This window comes from Nostoc sp. MG11 (assembly GCF_014904695.1).
Lineage (GTDB): Bacteria > Cyanobacteriota > Cyanobacteriia > Cyanobacteriales > Nostocaceae > Komarekiella.
In genome coordinates this window covers 243,625-263,794 of sequence record NZ_JACXXN010000002.1, presented here as the reverse complement: position 1 = coordinate 263,794, position 20,170 = coordinate 243,625, and the positions used below count along the sequence as shown (strand labels likewise).

Here is a 20,170-nt window from a genome sequence, read left to right as displayed (position 1 = left end):
TTCTTTGAGTTGGGTAAAGCGTGAGGTGGGATATGTCAGTGTTAGAGAAATCTTTGTTTTTTCAGTTTTTAATTTTTCACGCTCCCATCCCCGAATACCGTTTCAATCCTGCACGCCACAGTAAGCGATTAGCGCCTAAAAACACTAATATCCAACCCACCATTGACCAAAATCCCCGTGCTATATCCACGGGTAGCCCTACTAAAAGACTCGCAGGAAAATCAATCAAATAGGGAAAAGGCGTAAACAGCACTATTGTCCGTACTGATTCTGGAAAGACATTTAAAGGCGCAATTATTCCCGACAAAAATATGTAAAACAAAAACCAAAAACTTTCTAAAGCGCTAGCCCGTTCCGTCCAAAAGGCGAATATGGCTAAGGTATGTTGAATGAGAAACCGCAAAACAAAAGCTAGTACCACCGCCAATATAAACAGTAAAAATTTACCCAAACTCGGTAGCCAAAAGGCTTGAGGATAGAGTAAAAAAAATAACATAATTAGTAACAACACAAATGGTATACGAGCCACTCTTTCAGCAAGATGAGACGCCACGTGATGCCATACCGGATCTATTGGTTGTAACAATTTGGGTGAAAGCTTGCCTTCCACTACTTCCTTTTCAAAATCCCAAATTACCCAAGCAACTGTAATTTGCCTAACAACGAAAACTGTAAGAAAGTAACGAGCGAAATCCACTGGTGTTAAACCGAACTCTCCGCCTTGTGCCGCTTGTATCCAAATACCCATGAAGATAATCGGCAAAGATCCAGCTAAAACCCATAAAATCAGTTCTGCTCGATACTCAACCATATAGGCATAGTATACTGACAAGAAAGTTAGAGCTTTCCTAATTATTTGTTTCATTTATTACAACTGGTTTTTGAGGGCATAATTGTTTTATTATTAACCTAGTATAAAATATTAAAACTCTCCAACTATCCTGAGAATGCTGTTAGGTATCCAGATCCCCGACTTCTGTCGGGGATCTAACTTTTTACGACTCCCCTCTTCACTTAGGTCGATCGCTATTTCTTCGGAGGTTTTTTTCTGTCAATGAAACACTACCAATACCTTGTAGAATGCCACGACCAATTAAACCTAAACCTCGTCCTATTACTTGGGTGAGAATAAAGACAATACCACTGCCTAAAAAACTTACCAGCGATCGCAATCGAGGCGCGATCGCATCCCTAAACTCTAGAATCAGTGTCACCACTAGAGGAATACCTGAAAGTTGGGCTAACTCCTTATTTCGAGGAGCATAAACCGAAGTTTCAGCAATACCACGAGGTGCAATTACAAATAGAACATAGCGGCTTTCAAAAATTGCCTTTGGCTCATTTATATAACTATTTAAACGGTATTTCCATGACAGTTCATTTCTAAAACGTTCAATCTCCCGTGTAGAAATCAATTGGCGACAATAAAAACTTTGCTTAATCACTTCTACATCTGCTAAAGAGTTCAGTAGTGGCTGCATTACGCCATTCGCTACCTGAATCAACAAATTCTCTAAAATCATTAAGGCTTGAGATTTTGCTTCAGCACTAAATGCTGGATAACAGGCATTATCAATGCGTAGTTCTGTTTGAAATAGTAGATAAGCAAACAATTCAACCACTAGCGGGATTTGATTAAGAATATCTGTTTGGACAATCTCTGTATTTTGCAGCAAATATTTGACAATCTCTATATCCTGATTGCCTACTCGCACCCGCGAAAATTTTCCAAAAAAATCTGTAATTGCGGCTTGCCATAAATCGCTTAATAAGGTAGTTTTTACCTCATATAATTGATTAATCTCAATTTGAGAAACGCGCAAGTCATCCAATTGTTCAGCTAGTTTTTGCAGAATCAGATAAAGTAATTCTCGTTTTTTATCTTCGCGTAAAATATCAATTTCTAAATGCACATCTGTGACATTTTGTAAAGGAAACTGGAGTTTGGTAACGCAAGATGAAAATAAGTCAGATTGCAATGCTCTTGGGCTGAGTAGAGACGGCATTTGCCTCTGTTGTGAATCTGTTCTAGCAATTGCACTACTTAAAGAAAGACCAGAAGGCGGCGCATCTGGGATAAATTGCCCCTGTTGTTCTTGTTGCTTTTGTTGTGATGACAATAACTTATTGAGCAACCAACGAGATGCTAGCAGTTCTCGTCGTTGTCCAGCCAAAATTGCTCGATCTAGTAGTGGCAGTCCAGGGACTTGTAATTGTGCCGTTACTGCCGCTAGGGTGGCATCAATGTAACCAATTCCTGACAAACGCCAATTATTTCTGATCTTAGCGAAGGAGAGAGATGAGTTCTGAGTTCTAAGTTTTGAGCTTTGAGAATTTCCACCCTTAATATCCACAAACCAATAGGAACCACCAGACGCTACTTCTCGCATAGCGACGACTAACTCAGAAAGAGGTATGCCTTTGACACAGTAGCCATTCACACCAATAGCCTTAGCAGCCAACAGTATTCCTTGTTCTTGAACAGAGCTAAAAAGCAAAACTGGCAGGTTGGGATATAAAGCTCTCAGTTGTCTACAGAACTGCAAACCTAGCTGCTGACTGGTGGTACGACCATTACCTAATTCTAAAACCACCAAATTTACTTGTTTAGGGTCTTGTTTGGCGATTTCTGCTAGAATCTGCAAGGCAGAGGTATCAGTTTCTACCTCCGCTATGACTTGCAAGTCAGGAATTGTATCCAAAGCTGCCCGTAGTCCTAGACGGAAGATCGGGTCTTGGTCGATTAGCAATAATTTCAGAGGGCGATCGCTCATAGTCTGCTCAAATACAACTGTTTTTTGCTAGTCAGAAAACAGCTTTGATACTAAACTTAGTCCTCCCCATTGTTACCTGTTTTTGCAACCTGAATAAATGGATCATAATTACCTTATGCAGCCATTCCACGTGTAATTAAATGAACTTGAGTATTCAGCATTGGTTGGCAGAACGCTACATCGAAATTAGTCAAATTAGAGGATTTTCAGCGGGACAATTGGCAGGGATCGCCTACCGGATTGTTCAGGATATGGAGGTCAAAAGCCTGATGCCTTTTGATCTTTGTCCCGTGGTAGATGTCTTAGAATTGCCTTTGGATGCAGTTTGGGAAGATATCAGTATCATTGCTCAGTTGACAGAAAGCCTGTTACGTAGTCTCAGCCAAAAGAAACCTTTAAAACGTAATGAAGGCACATGGCTAGCGTTTCAAATTGCCTATCTCCAGGCTTTGCGAGTAGTTCTAGATCAGGAAAAAAGCCTACAAAAACCCTGGTTAAACCGGGCAATCCCTTTATTGTCGGACAATGAGACAAAGGGGCAAGGATTTACGATTAACTCTCCCTCTCTCTCTCTAAAACCCCTCCAAAATGCTCAATTGCTGGGATTGCTGAAAACTCTCAGCCCAGGTAAATTGACGGATACTCAAGCCGAACAAGCACTATCTTTAGTTGCAGACTCATTACTGGTGCAACAAATCAATAATGCTGTCATTGCTTGGTTGGTCGCTAATGGTGCAGAGGAACCCGAAGCTAAACTGATAACACAGCGTTTAGTCAACTCACTTGCTGGCCATTTACTGGTGGTTGTTACTGAGAATGCTGCCCCTCTAGCCCAATTGCAAAAATTTGTCCAATTGGGGATTTCATTTTCTCCCAACTCCATCACCCCAGGAGCATTGTCTAGCTCTACAGTGGGTGAAAAAATTGACTTGTACCGGGAATATTACCGAGCAAGTTTGATCCAAAGCCTTAGTCACCCATTACTGATAGAATCCTTTGCACTTAAGGATATCTATGTACCGCCCACAGGCTTGCCAGTGGAAGATAATTTTGAGCAAGATAAAAAAATTACTAAGCCAGTCGATTTAAAAGCATGGGCACAGCAACAGTTAGCTGATTTAGAAACTATTGCCGTAATTGAGTCGGAACCTGGTTATGGAAAAACCAGTTTTTGCCAAATTTGGGCGGCACAAGTGGCACGGGAACTTTATCCTACTTGGATGCCCATACTAATTAGGCTGCGGGATGTAACATACGTGATTTAGCCGAAACTCTGAATTCTGCTTTTCCTTTTAATTTAGATACAAACCTTGCAACTTGGCTGGAGCAAGACAGTCCCAGATGTTTGTTGCTGCTAGATGGTCTGGATGAATTACCTCCTTCTAGTCAGGGTGCAAGGGCAAAGGCGATTTTTATCCAGCAGTTATTGAGCTTACAGTCTCAACGCCGACACAAGATTGTATTGACGAGTCGGTCAACGACATTGCAAGAAATCTTCCCTAGACTGTCACTGCCATTGAGGCGAATTACCATCCAGCCGTTGGATGTAGACGAACTTAAACAATGGTTTCAGCAGTGGGCAACAGTGCAATCTTTGCCTATCGCTCAAAACTTCTTTACCTTTTTAAAACACGCAGGATTATTTGCTAGTCCATCAAAGTTCCTAGAAATATCGACTCTTCTGCGTCAACCCCTGATGTTGCATTTGCTCGGCATTTTGCACCGTGATGGGCTGTTAGATGAAGAACTATTGCAGTTAGCTGGTAACACTAACGCCCCGCTGCTATGGGAAATTTACCATCGCCTAAGTCGATGGTTGTTAGGTTATCCACTCACTGGCGGTATTAAGACGATGCTATTGCGCTCAGGGTCGGCTCATATCCATCGAACTACAGAAGCGATCGCTAATTTACTCGCTGGTCGCCATCCCCAAGATATACTTGAGCAGATGCGAGCGATCGCGCTCAAAATTTTGCACTCGCAACGCCATCAAATTAATCTAACTGGTGAATTTCATACCTTACCAAGGTTTTACTTTAAAACTCAGGATTTCAAATCCTCACGCCAAGGCGCAACAAAAAGTCTGAGTTTAATTGAGTTTTCCCATATCAAATTAGGAGAATATCTTTGTGCTGAAGCTCTTGCTACTGAGTTAAAATCTCTAACTCAGCGCCAAGAAGATGCTTACGGTACATTCACCTTTGTCCTGGATTCTCCCAGTAGTGTGGCTCAGCACCTTTATAATTTACTCGGTTACGGCGTCCTCAGCCAGGAAATTGAAGAACTCGCATTCGAGGGATGGCGACGAAGCCAAAACCACCAATTTTCGTTTGAAGTTCTGTTTCAACGTCTTTTACTTTTTTGGCGTGCCTACTGTCAAGGCCGTTGGTTAGATGAGGGTATCGCCCATAAAGCTTTGACTTATTTTCACGCACTGCAAAACCCTATTAATGTCGAGCAGGTAAATGCTGCGGTGGGACTAAATGTATTTTTATTGCTTTGTGCTTGCCACCAAGAAGCAAAAATCCACTTTTGGGCTTGCGGCAATCCAGCCATTTTGACAGAATTCAATCCAGAAACGCTGAGCCTGCTGATTGCTAGGACAGATGTTTTACACAAGAATGCCTTCGCAACCCGAATGCGCTCAAATTCTTTAGCTGGACTCAACCTATCGGGAGCCTCTTTGTTGCAAGTTATGTTAACTCAGGTAAATCTTGAGCAGGCAAACTTATCTGACGCAGAATTAATCGGGGCAAATTTGACTGGAGCAAACTTAAAACAAGCAAACCTCGCAGGCGCAAACCTAAGACAAGCAAACCTTGCAGGCGCAAACCTAGAAAGGGCAAATCTCGTAGGCGCAAACCTGGAACAGGCGAATCTCATGGGGGTAAATTTTAATTCAGCCAATCTCACCCATGCCTGTTTATTTGATGCTATTCTCACTGAAGCTGACAAAGAATTCGCCACTGTCAGCGGTGCTCTGTTTTCCAAAGAAGAGTTTCAAAAACTAAAAAATTTGCGTAGTTTACCCCCGCAGGCATCGCAGCAGTCACTCTTGAACATCTATAAAACCACGGCAAAAACAGATATTAGATGGAACAAACCCCCTAATATCGGAATAATTGAAAGCTCAGAAGGAATGATTCTGCCAGTAGATTTATATGATGATGCCGACGATGAAACGGTTTTTAGCACTAACCCCATTGATGATAGTAATGAGTATTAGTCAAGAGTCAAAAGTCAAAAGTCAAGAGTCAAAAGTCAAAAGTCAAAAGTTATTTTATCCCTCTGCCTCCTGCCCCTCTGCTCCCCCACTCCCCAGTCCCTAGCTTTCTGCATTACGACAGCCATAAAAGTTAATACTGTAATCAGTAATCCGCACTCCTGTTTGTTCTTCAATTTTGCGGATAAAATCTTCTGGCAGTTCTACATGCACATCGAGAATTTGATTTGTATCCAAGCAGTGGACATGACTATGAGAATCACTGATATTGCCGTACAAACGCCCATCGCAGCGCTCAATAGACTCAATGATGCCTTGACTGGATAATGCTTCTAAATTTTGATATACAGAGGTGTGACCGATCTCTTTACCTTGCTGGTTCAAGCGATCGTAAATCTCTCTAGCAGAAAGATGTTCATTTGCCTGCCAAAGTAATTCTAGAATAAAACGACGCTGGCGGCTGACACGCATACCTAGTATCTGACAGCGCTCAATAGCATCTTCTAAGGAACGAATTGGTTTTGTAGAAATCGCTTGTTTTTGCATATTACAGTTTGTTAACTGTTGGGGAAATTTTTTTGTTTCAATTTTGAATGTTTATTTTCTATACGCAAGAATATTGCACACCAACTTTTCACCTATACTTGCGTTTTCGCTTGTAATGCTGCGGAGGTCACAAGTTGGGACGATAATTCTTTTTGCTTCTTGGCAGTTGCCTTGTTACACCCTAATCTAAAACAAACTCATTACAACTTTAGCTTAAAATTGTTGCTAATGTCCACCTGAATGCAGGCGTTGCCCTTGTTAAAGCTGGCAAATTTTGTGTCAATCGTTTAGCAAAACTCCCTTCAGAACGCAAAATCAGATTCAAAAATTACTTCGTTTCTTATCTGCTTAGTAAGTTGAAATACTTGATCAAAAATATAACTACTTACTTGTATAACCAGGAGTTTCAGTCATATTTCTCTTAATTTTGCGTTGCAGGAAATGTAGCATCAATCGCTGAAAGCTGCTACTGTAGATTCTCGATCCTACTATTAAGCATAAAGAAAGTAGCTGCTGACTCCATGACAATCGCGATCGCACTCAATAACAACTCCATTAACAATCTAGATTTGTCGCCTGCACAAACAGTGATTGAGCAACTGCTGCAAGAGGGAGCCGCATCCCATGAACAGCAGCTACGCTTTGATATAAAATACGATTTGGAACCTGGCGATCCGCGAGAACTCTCAGAAATTCCAGAGGTACGCCTGTGGTTTATTCGCCTAGATGCCAAATATCCCTGGTTGCCATTTTTACTCGATTGGAAAGCTGGGGAATTTGCTCGTTATGCCGCCATGCTTGTACCCCACCAGTTCAGTTCCCAAGAAGGCATTCAATACAATCCTGAAGCATTGGAAATCTTTTTGATGCGCAAAATCTTTATTTTAGGTGATTGGCTCAAACAGCAAGGTATTCCCAGTTTATCGCGGCTAAAATCTATGGCGCAAATGCTGGGTTATGAATTAGATGATGCTTTATTTGAAATATTTTAAAAATTGTTGATAACAATAAGTAAAATAACGAGTGAATAAGAATTTTACCCATTAAAACTTAGATTTTTGGATCTTCAACTTTTACTTAGAACTGCTAATTATTACTTACAACGAGATATAAAGCATCTCAATACTACTCAGTTAAGCATTTTTAACTAGGAATTTGATTTGGGCAAAAGGTTAAAGGGTAAGGGTTAAAGGTTTTTTCTTTCCCCTTCCCCTTTAACCCTTAACCGACAAGCATTGTAAATCATCCAAGTTTTCAATCTCATGTCGTTGCGCGTGGGTTCTGCTTCCTGCCTTCTCTGTCTTCTGGAATAATTAAAGATATCGTCTACCAATAGTTTGCAGTTTATTATGCTCAGGGAGATTGACAAAAATCTTTGGGTTGCTGAACAACCATTGAAGTATTTTGGACTTAGCGTTGGCACAAGAATGACAGTTATCCGCCTTGCAAATGGTGAACTAGTCGTTATTTCTCCCATCCAAATTGATGAGTCAACTATCCAACAACTTAATCAAATTGGAGATGTTGCCCACATTATTGCTCCAAATCTCTATCATTACCTATTCACATCTAACTTTAAAGCTTTTTACCCAAAAGCCACGCTCTGGGCTGCACCTGGTCTAAAGTCAAAAACACCTGAACTTCCCATTGATCAGGTAATCCAAGAAGATAAAAACAGTTTTTTAAATGAAATTCAATATTTATTGTTTGACGGTTTTAGAACCTTTGGTTTGAGTGGGCCGGATTTACTCAATGAATGTGTCTTTTTTCATGTACAAAGTCGTACCTTGGTATTAACAGACACAGCTTATAATTTTGATGAAAGCTTTTCGCTGCTCACACAATTAGCGGCTAGGGTAATTGGAGGATACAAAACCCTTAGCCCGTCATTGCTAGAGAAATTTTCTACACGAGAAAAAGATCAGGTAAAACAGTCCGTAACAAAAATACTTGCTTGGGACTTTGAACGAGTCATTGTAGCTCACGGTAGCATCGTTGAGAATAATGGTAAGCAGAGATTTAGAGAGGGGTACGAGTGGTTTTTGGGTTTATCCTTGAAGACCGCAGTTTAAGTTATCAAAACATTGCTAAAAGTAGCTTAAAAGTGCATCCTCTAGTTAGTACTCGAACCCTATCCCTATTTTTCTGATGCACTTAACTCTGCTACGCTGACTTTTTTGGGGTACGAATTTTTCTCTGCCACTAGAAATAACAGAAATGATCAAAGTTTCTCAGAAGTTGTTTGAAACTTATTGAAAAACTATTAGTTTAGCCACCCCAGATTTTCTCCAGAATTGTATTGGGTGCAATGTCTGCTACTTTGCCCGTGGGGGATTTAATGGCAAGGAATTTATCACTTTTTGGTAATACCTTGGCTGGATCTGTCGAACCAAATAGAGCAATGGTATAAGTTTGCGTTGCTACACTCAGATGCAATGGCGCACTGTCAGTACATAACATCAAACTTGCTCCGGGAATCATAGCAGTTAACTTGCCAAGATCATCTGGAGAAGTCACTTTGATATCTGGAGAGTACTGCAAAAGCGATCGCACAAACTGCTCGTTGTCAGGTTCTTTAATTACCACCACAGGCAGATCTGGCTGCTTGTGTTGTAAATCTTGAATAATCTGCTGCCAATTCTCGACAGGATAAACGTTTTCCAGACCTTTAGACTGAGATAACTGGCTAGAACCGACATGAATCAAGATATAGCCTGTTTCATGTACTCCTAACCGCTTCTGTTCTTTTTGTGCCCACTCAATATCTGGTTTCGGTACACTTACCGTTAACTCTGAAATAGGGCTATTGATGCCCAATGGTTGTAGCAAATCGTGGTATGCTGCCGCTGCATACTGAGATGCTTTCAACGGCACAGAGTTGGTAAGAAAAACCGATCCTTTACCTTGATAGCCAATACGTATGGGAATTCCCGTCAACCAGAGTAAAAGACCAACTAACCAGCTTTGTCCAACAGTAATAGCAACATCGTACTCGCGATCGCGAATCGTACCCACTAGGTTGCTCCAATCTGCCAGACTGTTACGGTCTTTGTAATCAAAGGTAACAACCTCTTGAACTGACTTACTCACCCGGTAGGCTGGTTTTGACCGGGGTTCCACAACGACATCTATCTGAGCGTCGGGGTAATAGCGCTTTAGGCCATCTAAAGTCGGAAAGAAGAGAATTTGGTCGCCAATTCCGCCAGGGACAAGAGCTACTACTCGCATAATATTTATTGATGCTTACTCGCTCCTTATTTTAGGGGAAAATATATAGCTTAAAGATTGAGGAATTCTGTGTATTTACTAATTCCCGCAGCTGGAATCGGAAAAAGAATGGGGAGTAACCGTAATAAACTCCTGCTCACAGTGCGATCGCAGCCAATTATTGCTTGGACTCTTAAAGCAGCAGAAGCAGCAAGTAAAATCAGTTGGATCGGAATTATTTCTCAACCAACTGACTGGTCAGACTTCAAGAGAATTCTTGCCGATCTGAAGCTGACTAAACCAGTGGAACTGATTCAAGGAGGCTCAACCCGTCAAGAATCAGTTTACAACGGCTTGCAGGCGCTACCAGCAGATGCAAAACAAGTATTAATTCACGATGGAGCCAGATGTCTTGTCACACCAGATTTATTCAACTCTTGCGCTCAAGCCATTTGCCATTGTTCCGGTTTGATTGCTGCTGTCCCCGTCAAAGATACGATTAAAGTTGTCGATGACAATGGCATAATTCAGAGTACACCAGACCGACGGCAACTTTGGGCAGCACAAACTCCCCAAGGATTTGATGTCAAATTATTAAAACAGTGCCACGCCGAAGGTGTTCGTTTAGGCTGGGAAGTAACTGACGATGCTGCTTTGTTTGAAAGATGCGGCATTGAAGTCCAAATTGTCCAGGGAGAGGAGACAAATTTAAAAGTGACCACTCCCCAAGATTTAGCGATCGCAGAATTTATTCTTAGAAGCAAAGGCTTGTGAGAGGGTGGGGAGCTGAGGGGCGGAGGGGCATCTTCGCCTTGTCATCCTTATCTCCCGGCTTTCCTGCACCTGAATATAAACCACTAATCTGATTCGATTTTAAATATTGTTCGACATTTTTGAATAAATAAGATACGATCCCACACACTTGGAACTCGTCTTTTGTCAGGTGTCAATAACTAGTGACCAATGACCAATGACTAATGACTAACGACTAAATGATTACAGCCACAGCGACGAAGATAGAAGCAATTCTCTATTTAAAGGGTAAGCCCTTGTCGCTCGGCGAAATCGCCGAGTATGCCGCCTGCGATCGCGCGACAGTTGAAGAAGGCATGATTGAACTAATAGACAACTATGCCCGCCGAGATAGCGCCCTAGAAGTAGTAGAAACCCCAAATGGTTACAGTTTGCAACTGCGGTCTGACTTTCACGACTTAGTGCAAACGCTGATCCCAGTAGAATTAGGTTTAGGTGCATTGCGGACTTTAGCAGCGATCGCCCTCAATAGTCCCATACTTCAAAGCGACTTGATTAACCTGCGCGGCTCAGGAGTATATCAACACGTCCCGGAACTCGTCGAACTCGGTTTTGTAAAGAAACGCCGAGACAGCGATTCTCGCTCTTACTCGCTGCAAGTAACCCCAAAATTTCATCAGTATTTCCAAATAGATCAACTCCCGCAAATATTCCCCACCAGCCAGAAAGAACAACAACTAGAACTAGAACTAGAACTAGAACTAGAGCAAGAAATAAAAACAGAATAAAGAGAGTGGAGAAGATAAGGGGGTCAAAAGTCAAGAGTTATCCCCTTCTATCTCCCCAGTTCCCCAGCCCTCCAGCCCCTCTGCCCCTGTGCCCCTGTGCCCCTAGTTCCCCAGCTCTCCCTCCTCGTCTTCTGGACTTATACCCGTGGTGAATACGCTACCCTTGTACTATGGTTTAGAGTAGAATTAGCAACTAAGCTAAAAAAAACTGCCAATGGTGTTTAATCCTGACTTTCTGAATGACAACTCTGAGGAACACCCCAATCAACTTCTGAACGACCACTCTGAGGACTACCCTAATCAGTTGCTCAAATATCTACAACATCAGTCTCCTGATGTTTTAGCCCGCGTAGCCCAATCTGTCAGCCCCGAAATTAAACAAATCATTTCGCAAAATGTCCAAGGGCTAGTGGGAATGCTCCCCGCAGAAAATTTCAATGTGCAAATTACTACAGATCGGGAGAACCTAGCTGGGCTTCTAGCATCGGCAATGATGACGGGGTATTTCCTGCGCCAGATGGAACAAAGGATGCAGTTAGAGAATTTGTCTAACAATCAATGATTAACAGTCAAAAATCAAAAGTTTTTGGAATATTGACTGTGGGCAGATGACTCTTGATTACTTTTTGGGATAAGTCCCTGACTGCACTTTGAAGGCTTGAATTTTTCCATTGCGGTTGACTTCGATCGCCAGGATATCTCCGACTGAACTAGACTCGACCAACTTCTGTACTTGGGCTGAGGTTTTGACTGCTTTACCGTTAACTTTTTGAATAATATCTCCTGGGAGCAGTCCGCCTCGCTTAGCTGGAGAATCGTCTAAAACTCCTTTAATCACAATTCCAGCATCCTGCTGAATGTTGAGCTGATTTTCTTGATTAATCTGCTGTTTTTTGGTTGGAGAAAGGTCTGCCATTTCAATACCCAAGAAAGGATGTTCCACACGCCCTTTGGTAAATAGTTCGCTAGCAATGCGGGCGGCGGTTTCAATGGGTATAGCAAAACCAAGTCCTTGAGCATCGGCGCGGATAGCAGTGTTAACGCCAATCACTTCTCCTTGGGCGTTTAATAAGGGCCCGCCAGAATTACCAGGGTTAATTGCGGCATCAGTTTGGATAAAGCTAACTCGCTTATCTGGAACACCAACTTGGGCGCTGGTACGATCTGTAGCGCTAATGATGCCAATAGTGACAGTATTATCTAAACCTAAAGGATTACCAATTGCGATCGCCCATTGTCCTGGTATCAAGTTTTGTGAATTGCCTAACCTCACTGTCGGCAAATCATTCGCCCTGATCTTCACAACTGCCACATCTGTTACAGCATCCACTCCTGCCACTTTACCCTCAAAAGTCCGACCATCTTTGAGGGTGACTTGTACTGTATCTGTATCTGCCACCACATGAGCATTGGTCAGTAATTCCCCATTTTCGCTCAAAATAAATCCTGAGCCTGTACCGCGTTCAATTCGTTCTTGGGGAATTGGTTGCTCATCCTCTCCAAAGAATCGGCGTAAGAGGGGATTTTTCAAAGCGTCAGATATGGGATTTGCTACTTTGCGGGTGGCATTAATCCGCACCACTGCCGGCCCGACTCTTTGCACCGCCGTAGCAATAAAATTTACATTATCGCTTCCAGTAGTTCCCATCGATCCGTTGACTGGATTAGGAACTACATACTCTGGAGGCGAAGCCATTGTGACATTTTTTAGCCGCCGAAATAAGTTATTTTGTGGTAACAGATAGCGGCTGCCAAACAAACCTGCACCGCTGCCAATCGTCAGTAAAGATAGATAAATGGCTAGTTGCTTTAAGGATAAATTCATAACTATTACGCTTAAGGACAGCAATGCAGTTGCTAATTTCTAAGTGTAGTCAAGCAAACGGCAAGTGGACAGGTTAATTTACATAAGAATAGACAGGATTTTGGATGAGGTATTGGGGATCACAGATTATGGTTAGGGGAGAGGCTTGAGATGACAAGTGATAGGGTAATGCCTTGCGGTTAAAGGAGAAAGACTAATACCTCTTACCCTTTTCCCTTTAACCTTGTCCCAGGCCACAAAGGAGATAAGAAGTGCTTAATAAGAGAAAGTATTGGGTGATAGGGAATAATCTGTACTCTCAACTCTATTTAAGTAACTAATCCCCAATCTCCCAGATCTTAGATTCCCCATCTAAAATCTAAAGTTAACGCCCTCTTGACGTACATACATGACTTTACCCTATCGTCAACTATTTCTCTGTAGCTTAGTCAGCGCTTTGGGGCTAGCATCCATACTACCAGGCTTGAGCAGCGCCGATGCTGCTGTAGGGGATTGCCCAACTCCAGCTTTATCTCGCTTTCAACGCCACAAAGTCGCTCGTGGCGAAACTTTGGAGAGCATAGCCCAGCGCTACAATCTCGTTCCCACAACTATTATCGGCATGAATCCAGCTTTGCAAAATGGTGCTGTTGCTGTTGGTAGTGTACTTCAGATTCCTCCCTACAACGGCATTGTTGTTGAAGTACCTCGCGGTCAAACTTGGCGACAAGTAGCAACAAGGTACAAAGTCCGTGCTGATACATTGTTTGAGGTGAATGGCTGCCAAAAAGACCCCAGAATTGTGTTTGTTCCAGGGATAAATTGGTCGCCAAATGGTTCTATAACTAAGTCTCCTTCGCCTACTGATACAAGCACGCAAAACCGTGTTTCATTGGCTGGTTATCCTTTGGCACAAGTAACAACTGTAGTATTACCTTATGGTTGGCAAATTAATCCTGCTACAAATGAAGTTTTCTTCCATAGCGGCATTGATTTACTAGCAACAGTAAGTACTCCTGTAGAAGCGATCGCTCCCGGAACTGTAGCCTTTGCTAATGACCAAGGTACTTATGGTAAATTGGTCATCATTAACCACAGTGGCGGACTCCAAAGCCGCTACGCCCAACTTGACAGTATCAAAGTTACCGTTGGTCAGAAAGTCAAAGAAGGAGCCTTACTGGGAACAGTAGGTACTAGTGGAAAACCAACTTCTAATCAACCCCATCTTCATTTTGAAGTGCGTTCTAGTTCATCTCTGGGTTGGGTAGCAGAAGATCCAAAGGGTTATTTGAAGAAATGAGGTTTGTTTTGAAACGCAAAGGAGCGCGGAGGAAATTTTTGTGTTCCTGTGGTTTAAAGAAATAATGAGATAGGTTCGGTAGATTTTATTATGTGCATTCCTGCTTCTGCAAATCTTGTAAATGCTGCATCTGCCTGTTCTGTGTAGTCTACAACACCAGGAACAACAACAGGAGAAGTGCAATCTTCTAGCAGATAGACTTTTTGAGCAAGGGTAGCATCTACCTGTTTAATTTCTGTTAATAAATCGTCAATTGTCCAGGCGACGCAGTGACTTTTAGCTTGACCACCAATAATTACGGCATCAAATTCTAAAAGTTGCTTAATCAGACGTGTGTTCTTTTGAGCAAGTGGACGCTGCTCAAAATCTTCCAACACCTCTGGACGTAAGATGGAATAGTTTTCTGTTAATGGACTCTCCCCCTTAATTTCAAATTGTGTCTGACTTTGACGAGCAATACAGTGGAAAAATATTGCTTCCTCTACAGATGAAACTAAAGCATGACCAATACCACCTAACATAGAATGATAAGGCCAAACAATCAGAGGATATTTACCGTCTTTACTTAATTGCTTAACGTAGTGATAAGCATGTTTTTCTAATAATTCATAATCTCCATTAGTAATAGTATTAGCAACTGCTGAATTAACTTTCCAAATACCTTTTTCAATATCTGTGGGAGTAATATTAGTAGCTGCTGGAATGGGATGTTCTCCGGCGGCATTAACCCAAAAAATAGGATGAAAAATTTGCGTTGCTGTGTGAGTATCCAGTGTGGGTACAATTGTCGTAATTGCTCCCAAGTTACAATAAATAAATTCACACAATCTTTGATTGTCATTTACCGCACCAGTTCCAGATTTTCCTCCTACAAATAATTCAAATCCGGGGATACAGAAGGTGTTTTGGACATCAATTAGAAGTAGACAAATGCGGGTTTTGTCAGAAGATACTGGTTTGATATCATTTTGTTTCGCCCATGCTTCAGCTTCGGCTGCACGTTCTTGGTAAGGTACGCGCCAAACTTCGCCGACTTTTTCAGCGCTAAAGTGTTGGGGAATGGGTAATGTCGAAGTTTTTTCTAGCATGGGCGTCAAACAATTTGGTGATAAGTCTAATTTAGCTGTTGATGTGCGCGTAGACGCAAAGCGGTGAGACAGCGCTGCGAAGAGAAGTTGGAGCGGAGGCTTCCTCCGATCCAAACTTCGGGGAGGGTTAGCCCGACCCAGGCGACTGCGTTCGCCTTTGGCGTGCCGGAGGCATCACCCAAAGGGCTTGTCGCCAGACATCGCCTCTAATCCCCTTCGCATCTGCACATATCTACAATAGTATATTTGTATTATTAAAATATAGATTTAGCATCATCTAAACTTCTCAACATCGCTAACCGCTCATCAAGCCAATCATCCGTAAACCACCCATAAGGTAAAACATCACTAACTACATTTGTGCTAATTCCCATTACCCAAATATGAGCAGCTTTGATCAACACAGGAATTGATGCCAGTTCAGACTCGCTCAGTTTACGAATGGTTTGATAACCTTCTACAAAACTGTTTCTTACAGTAATATCTATCTTCATCCTTAGTGCTACGTGTAAAAATTTTGCAATATCAAAAGCACGCCAGCCATAGCCACATTGGTCAAAGTCAAATAATGTTGGCTCATTATGTTCTGTAAAATGGGCATTTCCTGAATGCACATCACCAATGCAGATTCCATATTCAGGTACTAACAAAGGTAGCTCCAATACTGCAACTTGGTCTTTAATTTCATCAACTTGGTGCTGAATAAAATCAAGATCCTTTTTTCGGTGTTGGTAGAGAGGTAAAATTGATGTTATTGACCAATCAAGCAAATATTCGTTATTTAAGATGGGGCGACTAAAACTGCTTTTAAAAGCATCTAGCACCTGATGAATTTCTGCTAACACCTCTCCCAAAATATAACTTTGTTTAGTATCAAGCTTGTCATTAACTGCATGTCCAGAAGCATAAGAAAATACAGCCACATAGCGCTTTCCCTCTGGTGCAGCAATTTCTGTAGTGAAACCGCCGTCAATTCTCGCAATAGGGTAAGCAATTGGCTGCTTTTGCTCATGTAAAAACGTTAGTAATTCCAGTTCAAAATCTATCTCTTGCTTATTTCTCCAACCACGCCGATAAACCCGCAGAATGTACTTTTCTTCCTCTGTTTCTACCAGATACGTATCATTTAGCCCTCGCTTGTATAACTTACAGCTACAGAGTTTATTAATTGGATATTTGTCGAGTACAGTGCCAATTAAAGCTGCACCGCTAGGAATTGAATGAATTACAGGTATGAAAGGTTTGTTCATAGAATTAGAAGTGCGCTGATAATATTTACAATTCAGTATTAGAACGATAGCTTCTCTGCGAGACGCTACGCGTAGCTTGCTTCCCCGTAGGAGTACGTTAAGATTCGCTAACGCAACTCACACTACTCAGTTAGAAAAGCTTTAAAGTTACATATTTTGATAGATCAGAAAAATCTGTAAATCTTTTGGTTGTCTCTCATTTGGTATCATTCTCCCTTTTTTTTCTACATTAATTGTCCAAAAAAGCCCCACCTGTGGCAATCTGGGAAACAGAGATTTATCAGATCAGATATTTTAGCTACAGCAAATTTACTCAATCAGGTTATGCAAACTCTGCCCACAGTAAATACTTCAAATACCACATCAAGTCAATCCACTTTTGATACAACCATCAAGCGGCGTAAAACCCGCCCTGTAAAAGTGGGAGATGTCATCATTGGTGGTGGCTTCCCCGTTGTGGTGCAGTCGATGATCAACGAAGATACTCTTGATATTGATGGTTCTGTGGCGGCTATTCGTCGTCTACACGAAATTGGTTGCGAGATTGTTCGCGTTACCGTGCCAAGTATGGCTCATGCTAAAGCTTTAGCAGAAATTAAACAAAAGTTAATTAAAACTTACCGAGATGTGCCAATTGTGGCTGATGTGCATCACAATGGCCTTAAAATCGCTGTGGAGGTCGCCAAACACATAGAGAAAGTGCGGATTAATCCAGGTTTGTATGTGTTTGAAAAACCAAATCCTAATAGAACCGAGTATACCAAAGCTGAATTTGACGAAATTGGTGAAAAAATCCGCGAAACTCTAGAACCTCTGGTAGTTTCTTTGCGTGACCAAGGTAAATCGATGCGAATTGGGGTAAATCACGGTTCCCTAGCAGAAAGAATGCTATTTACCTACGGTGACACACCAGAGGGAATGGTGGAATCTGCCATAGAATTCATTCGCATCTGTGAATCTTTGGACTTCCGCAACTTAGTAATTTCGATGAAAGCTTCGCGAGTACCAGTGATGGTAGCCGCTTACCGCTTAATAGCCAAACGCATGGATGACTTGGGGATGGATTATCCGCTGCATTTGGGTGTCACGGAAGCAGGTGATGGCGAATATGGGCGAATTAAATCCACAGCTGGTATTGCCACATTACTTGCTGATGGCATTGGTGATACAATTCGCGTGTCACTTACAGAACCACCAGAAAAAGAAATTCCCGTCTGCTATAGCATTTTGCAAGCTTTGGGATTGCGGAAGACAATGGTGGAGTATGTCGCCTGTCCTTCCTGTGGACGTACTCTATTTAACCTTGAAGAAGTACTACACAAAGTCAGGGAAGCTACTAAACATCTCACGGGGTTAGACATAGCAGTTATGGGCTGTATTGTCAATGGGCCAGGAGAAATGGCGGATGCTGATTATGGCTATGTGGGTAAGACCCCTGGTTATATTTCTTTGTATCGTGGCAGAGAAGAAATTAAAAAAGTTCCAGAAGACAAAGGTGTAGAGGAATTAATTAACCTGATTAAGGCAGATGAACGCTGGGTAGAACCGTAAAGGAACTGGTTAAAGAGGGAAAAGGTTAAAGGGCAAAGCGCAAAGTCTGAGCCGTACTCCTACGGGGAAGCAAGCTACGCGGAGCGTCTCGTAGAGAGGCTTCCTCGATTGGGCAGTCAGACCCGCATAGCGATGGCTCCGTCAACGCCAAGGCGAACAGAACTTTGTAACAGAGGCTTTCGACGCTCCTACGGACGCTCGTTCCTAGCTATCGCTAACGCTGCGCTATCTGTCGGCGCAGCCCGCTTTTAGCGTTGGCAAAGCCCTCTCGTAGAGAAGTCATCAGACGCCAGTAACGCTCCTGCGTCGCTACCGCTACGCTAACGCACAAGTCGCTTAACCCGCCCAAGAGACTGGCTCAACTTTGTAAGAGAGGGGAAAGGGATAATTTTTTCCTTTTCCCATTACCCCTTTCCCTTTCCCAAATGCCCAACGCCCCACGCTCAATCCCTAAAAATTTTGTAGCGGCGACTATTAAGGTAGCCTGATTGTCAAGTATTTTGTTTAAATTAAGAACACATGCTTAGTCTGTACAGTTTACCCTGTGTTAGATTGAGCATACTGACTATAAATTTTCCCTCTGACACAGCTGTCATTATGGTGATTACAAAAAGTAGGCTTGTTTTGGGTGCTACGGCAGTGACACTCTCCACAATTGCTGTTACTAGTCTTGGCATTCACTCGCGAGGTCAGGCTTTATTTAAAGAAAGTCCTAAGGCGTTGGTGGATGATGTATGGCAAATTATATACCGAAATTACGTAGACGGCACTTTTAATCAAGTAGATTGGCAGGCTGTTCGTAAGGAATACTTGGGCAAGTCCTACAGTAATCAGCAGGAAGCATATAAGTCCATCCGGGAAATGCTCAAAAAGCTAGAAGACCCATACACCCGGTTTATGGATCCGCAGGAATTCAAGAATATGCAAGTTGATACCTCTGGGGAACTAACAGGGATTGGGATCACGATTTCTCAGGATGAAAAAACTAAGCAGTTGGTTGTAATTGCGCCAATTGAGGATACGCCAGCCTTTAAAGCCGGGATTTTGTCCAAAGATGTCATCCTTAGCATCAACGGCAAAAGTACCAAGGGAATGGATACTAACCAAGCGGTATCACTGATTCGAGGTGAAGCCGGAACGCAAGTTAGCTTAATGATTCAACGTAATGGTCAGACAAGACAGTTTGACATCAAACGGGCGCGGATTGAAATTCATCCGGTACGCTACTCCCAAAAGCAAACTCCAGCAGGCAACATTGGCTACATTCGCCTGAATCAGTTTAGCGCTAATGCTGGAAAAGAAATGCAGAACGCCATCAAAGATTTAGAAGCCAAACAGGTATCTGCATATATTCTCGATTTACGTGGTAATCCAGGTGGTTTGCTATTCTCTAGTGTAGAAATTGCTCGAATGTGGCTCAATAGAGGCACAATTGTCTCTACTATTGACCGTCAGGGTGAGCAAGAGCGCGAAGAGGCTAATGGTAGGGCTTTGACGAATAAACCAATGGCGGTGCTGGTGGATAAAGGTTCAGCCAGTGCTAGCGAAATTCTCTCAGGAGCGTTGCAAGATAATAAGCGTGCCACTGTTGTAGGGACTCAAACCTTTGGTAAGGGCTTAGTACAATCAGTGCGTCCCTTGGAAGATGGCTCAGGATTGGCAGTAACAATTGCTAAATATCATACCCCTAGTGGTAAAGATATTAATAAGCATGGCGTTGATCCAGATGTCAAGGTGGATTTAACCGATGCCCAGCGACAGGACTTGTGGCTTAATGAGCGTGACAAAATCGGTACATTAGCAGATCCTCAGTTTGCTAAAGCAGTAGAAATATTACGTAAACGAACTGCTGTTAGGAACACCACTACGCCAGCAAACAATTAAAT

General features: G+C 42.4%; 15 protein-coding genes and 1 pseudogene. 9 read left to right on the top strand and 7 right to left on the bottom strand.

Features of this window, described 5'->3' with window-relative positions; all coding sequences use genetic code 11:
* Positions 1-76: 76 nt before the first annotated feature.
* Both HCR01_RS03755 and HCR01_RS03750 read right to left on the bottom strand, forming a co-directional pair.
* On the bottom strand, positions 77-865 hold the full coding sequence (locus tag HCR01_RS03755) for an ABC transporter permease (RefSeq protein ID WP_162394641.1): 789 nt from the start codon (positions 863-865) through the stop codon (positions 77-79).
* 145 nt (positions 866-1,010) lie between these two features.
* Positions 1,011-2,774 carry a DUF3685 domain-containing protein gene (locus HCR01_RS03750; protein WP_193194651.1) on the bottom strand — a complete coding sequence of 588 codons (1,764 nt, stop codon included), beginning with the start codon at positions 2,772-2,774 and terminating at the stop codon, positions 1,011-1,013.
* Between the two features lie 140 nt (positions 2,775-2,914).
* Between HCR01_RS03750 and HCR01_RS03745 the strand changes: the two are divergent.
* Positions 2,915-6,000, top strand: a pseudogene (locus tag HCR01_RS03745) (pentapeptide repeat-containing protein).
* 99 nt (positions 6,001-6,099) lie between these two features.
* Here HCR01_RS03745 and HCR01_RS03740 read toward each other — a convergent pair.
* Positions 6,100-6,543: a Fur family transcriptional regulator gene (locus HCR01_RS03740; protein WP_193194649.1), complete on the bottom strand. Its 444-nt coding sequence runs from the start codon at positions 6,541-6,543 to the stop codon at positions 6,100-6,102.
* Positions 6,544-7,064: 521 nt separating this feature from the next.
* Between HCR01_RS03740 and HCR01_RS03735 the strand changes: the two genes are divergently transcribed.
* Positions 7,065-7,535: a CRR6 family NdhI maturation factor gene (locus HCR01_RS03735; protein ID WP_193194647.1), complete on the top strand. Its 471-nt coding sequence runs from the start codon at positions 7,065-7,067 to the stop codon at positions 7,533-7,535.
* A gap of 357 nt (positions 7,536-7,892) precedes the next feature.
* Positions 7,893-8,615 (top strand): DUF4336 domain-containing protein, encoded by a 723-nt coding sequence (locus tag HCR01_RS03730; protein ID WP_193194645.1) that lies wholly within the window; start codon positions 7,893-7,895, stop codon positions 8,613-8,615.
* A 196-nt stretch (positions 8,616-8,811) separates the two neighbouring features.
* On the opposite strand, the gene HCR01_RS03725 is transcribed toward HCR01_RS03730, so the two are convergent.
* Positions 8,812-9,771: a glycosyltransferase family 9 protein gene (locus tag HCR01_RS03725; protein WP_193194644.1), complete on the bottom strand. Its 960-nt coding sequence runs from the start codon at positions 9,769-9,771 to the stop codon at positions 8,812-8,814.
* Between the two features lie 69 nt (positions 9,772-9,840).
* On the opposite strand from HCR01_RS03725, the gene ispD reads away from it, so the two are divergent.
* The 3 genes from ispD to HCR01_RS03710 all read left to right on the top strand — a co-directional run bounded on the left by ispD (position 9,841) and on the right by HCR01_RS03710 (position 11,853).
* Positions 9,841-10,524 (top strand): 2-C-methyl-D-erythritol 4-phosphate cytidylyltransferase, encoded by a 684-nt coding sequence (gene ispD / locus HCR01_RS03720; protein ID WP_193194642.1) that lies wholly within the window; start codon positions 9,841-9,843, stop codon positions 10,522-10,524.
* Between the two features lie 218 nt (positions 10,525-10,742).
* On the top strand, positions 10,743-11,291 hold the full coding sequence (scpB, locus tag HCR01_RS03715; protein ID WP_193194640.1) for an SMC-Scp complex subunit ScpB: 549 nt from the start codon (positions 10,743-10,745) through the stop codon (positions 11,289-11,291).
* A 214-nt stretch (positions 11,292-11,505) separates the two neighbouring features.
* Positions 11,506-11,853, top strand: a complete 348-nt coding sequence (locus HCR01_RS03710) for a DUF760 domain-containing protein (RefSeq protein ID WP_193194638.1) — start codon at positions 11,506-11,508, stop codon at positions 11,851-11,853.
* A gap of 57 nt (positions 11,854-11,910) precedes the next feature.
* On the opposite strand, the gene HCR01_RS03705 is transcribed toward HCR01_RS03710, so the two are convergent.
* Positions 11,911-13,116, bottom strand: coding sequence for an HhoA/HhoB/HtrA family serine endopeptidase (locus HCR01_RS03705; RefSeq protein WP_193194636.1), 1,206 nt, complete (start codon positions 13,114-13,116; stop codon positions 11,911-11,913).
* A gap of 388 nt (positions 13,117-13,504) precedes the next feature.
* On the opposite strand from HCR01_RS03705, the gene HCR01_RS03700 reads away from it, so the two are divergent.
* A complete protein-coding gene (locus HCR01_RS03700; RefSeq protein ID WP_193194634.1) occupies positions 13,505-14,395 on the top strand; it encodes a peptidoglycan DD-metalloendopeptidase family protein in 891 nt (296 codons plus the stop codon).
* Between the two features lie 53 nt (positions 14,396-14,448).
* Here the strand turns inward: HCR01_RS03700 and HCR01_RS03695 are convergent, their stop codons facing one another.
* Both HCR01_RS03695 and HCR01_RS03690 read right to left on the bottom strand, forming a co-directional pair.
* A complete protein-coding gene (locus HCR01_RS03695) occupies positions 14,449-15,483 on the bottom strand; it encodes an isochorismatase (RefSeq protein ID WP_193194633.1) in 1,035 nt (344 codons plus the stop codon).
* 254 nt (positions 15,484-15,737) lie between these two features.
* The gene (locus HCR01_RS03690; protein WP_193194632.1) at positions 15,738-16,733 is read right to left on the bottom strand and encodes a phosphotransferase enzyme family protein; all 996 of its coding nucleotides are present in this window, start codon (positions 16,731-16,733) and stop codon (positions 15,738-15,740) included.
* Between the two features lie 324 nt (positions 16,734-17,057).
* Between HCR01_RS03690 and ispG the strand changes: the two genes are divergently transcribed.
* On the top strand, positions 17,058-18,284 hold the full coding sequence (gene ispG / locus HCR01_RS03685; RefSeq protein WP_193194630.1) for a (E)-4-hydroxy-3-methylbut-2-enyl-diphosphate synthase: 1,227 nt from the start codon (positions 17,058-17,060) through the stop codon (positions 18,282-18,284).
* A 597-nt stretch (positions 18,285-18,881) separates the two neighbouring features.
* On the top strand, positions 18,882-20,168 hold the full coding sequence (ctpC, locus tag HCR01_RS03680; RefSeq protein WP_193194628.1) for a carboxyl-terminal processing protease CtpC: 1,287 nt from the start codon (positions 18,882-18,884) through the stop codon (positions 20,166-20,168).
* Positions 20,169-20,170 lie beyond the last annotated feature (2 nt).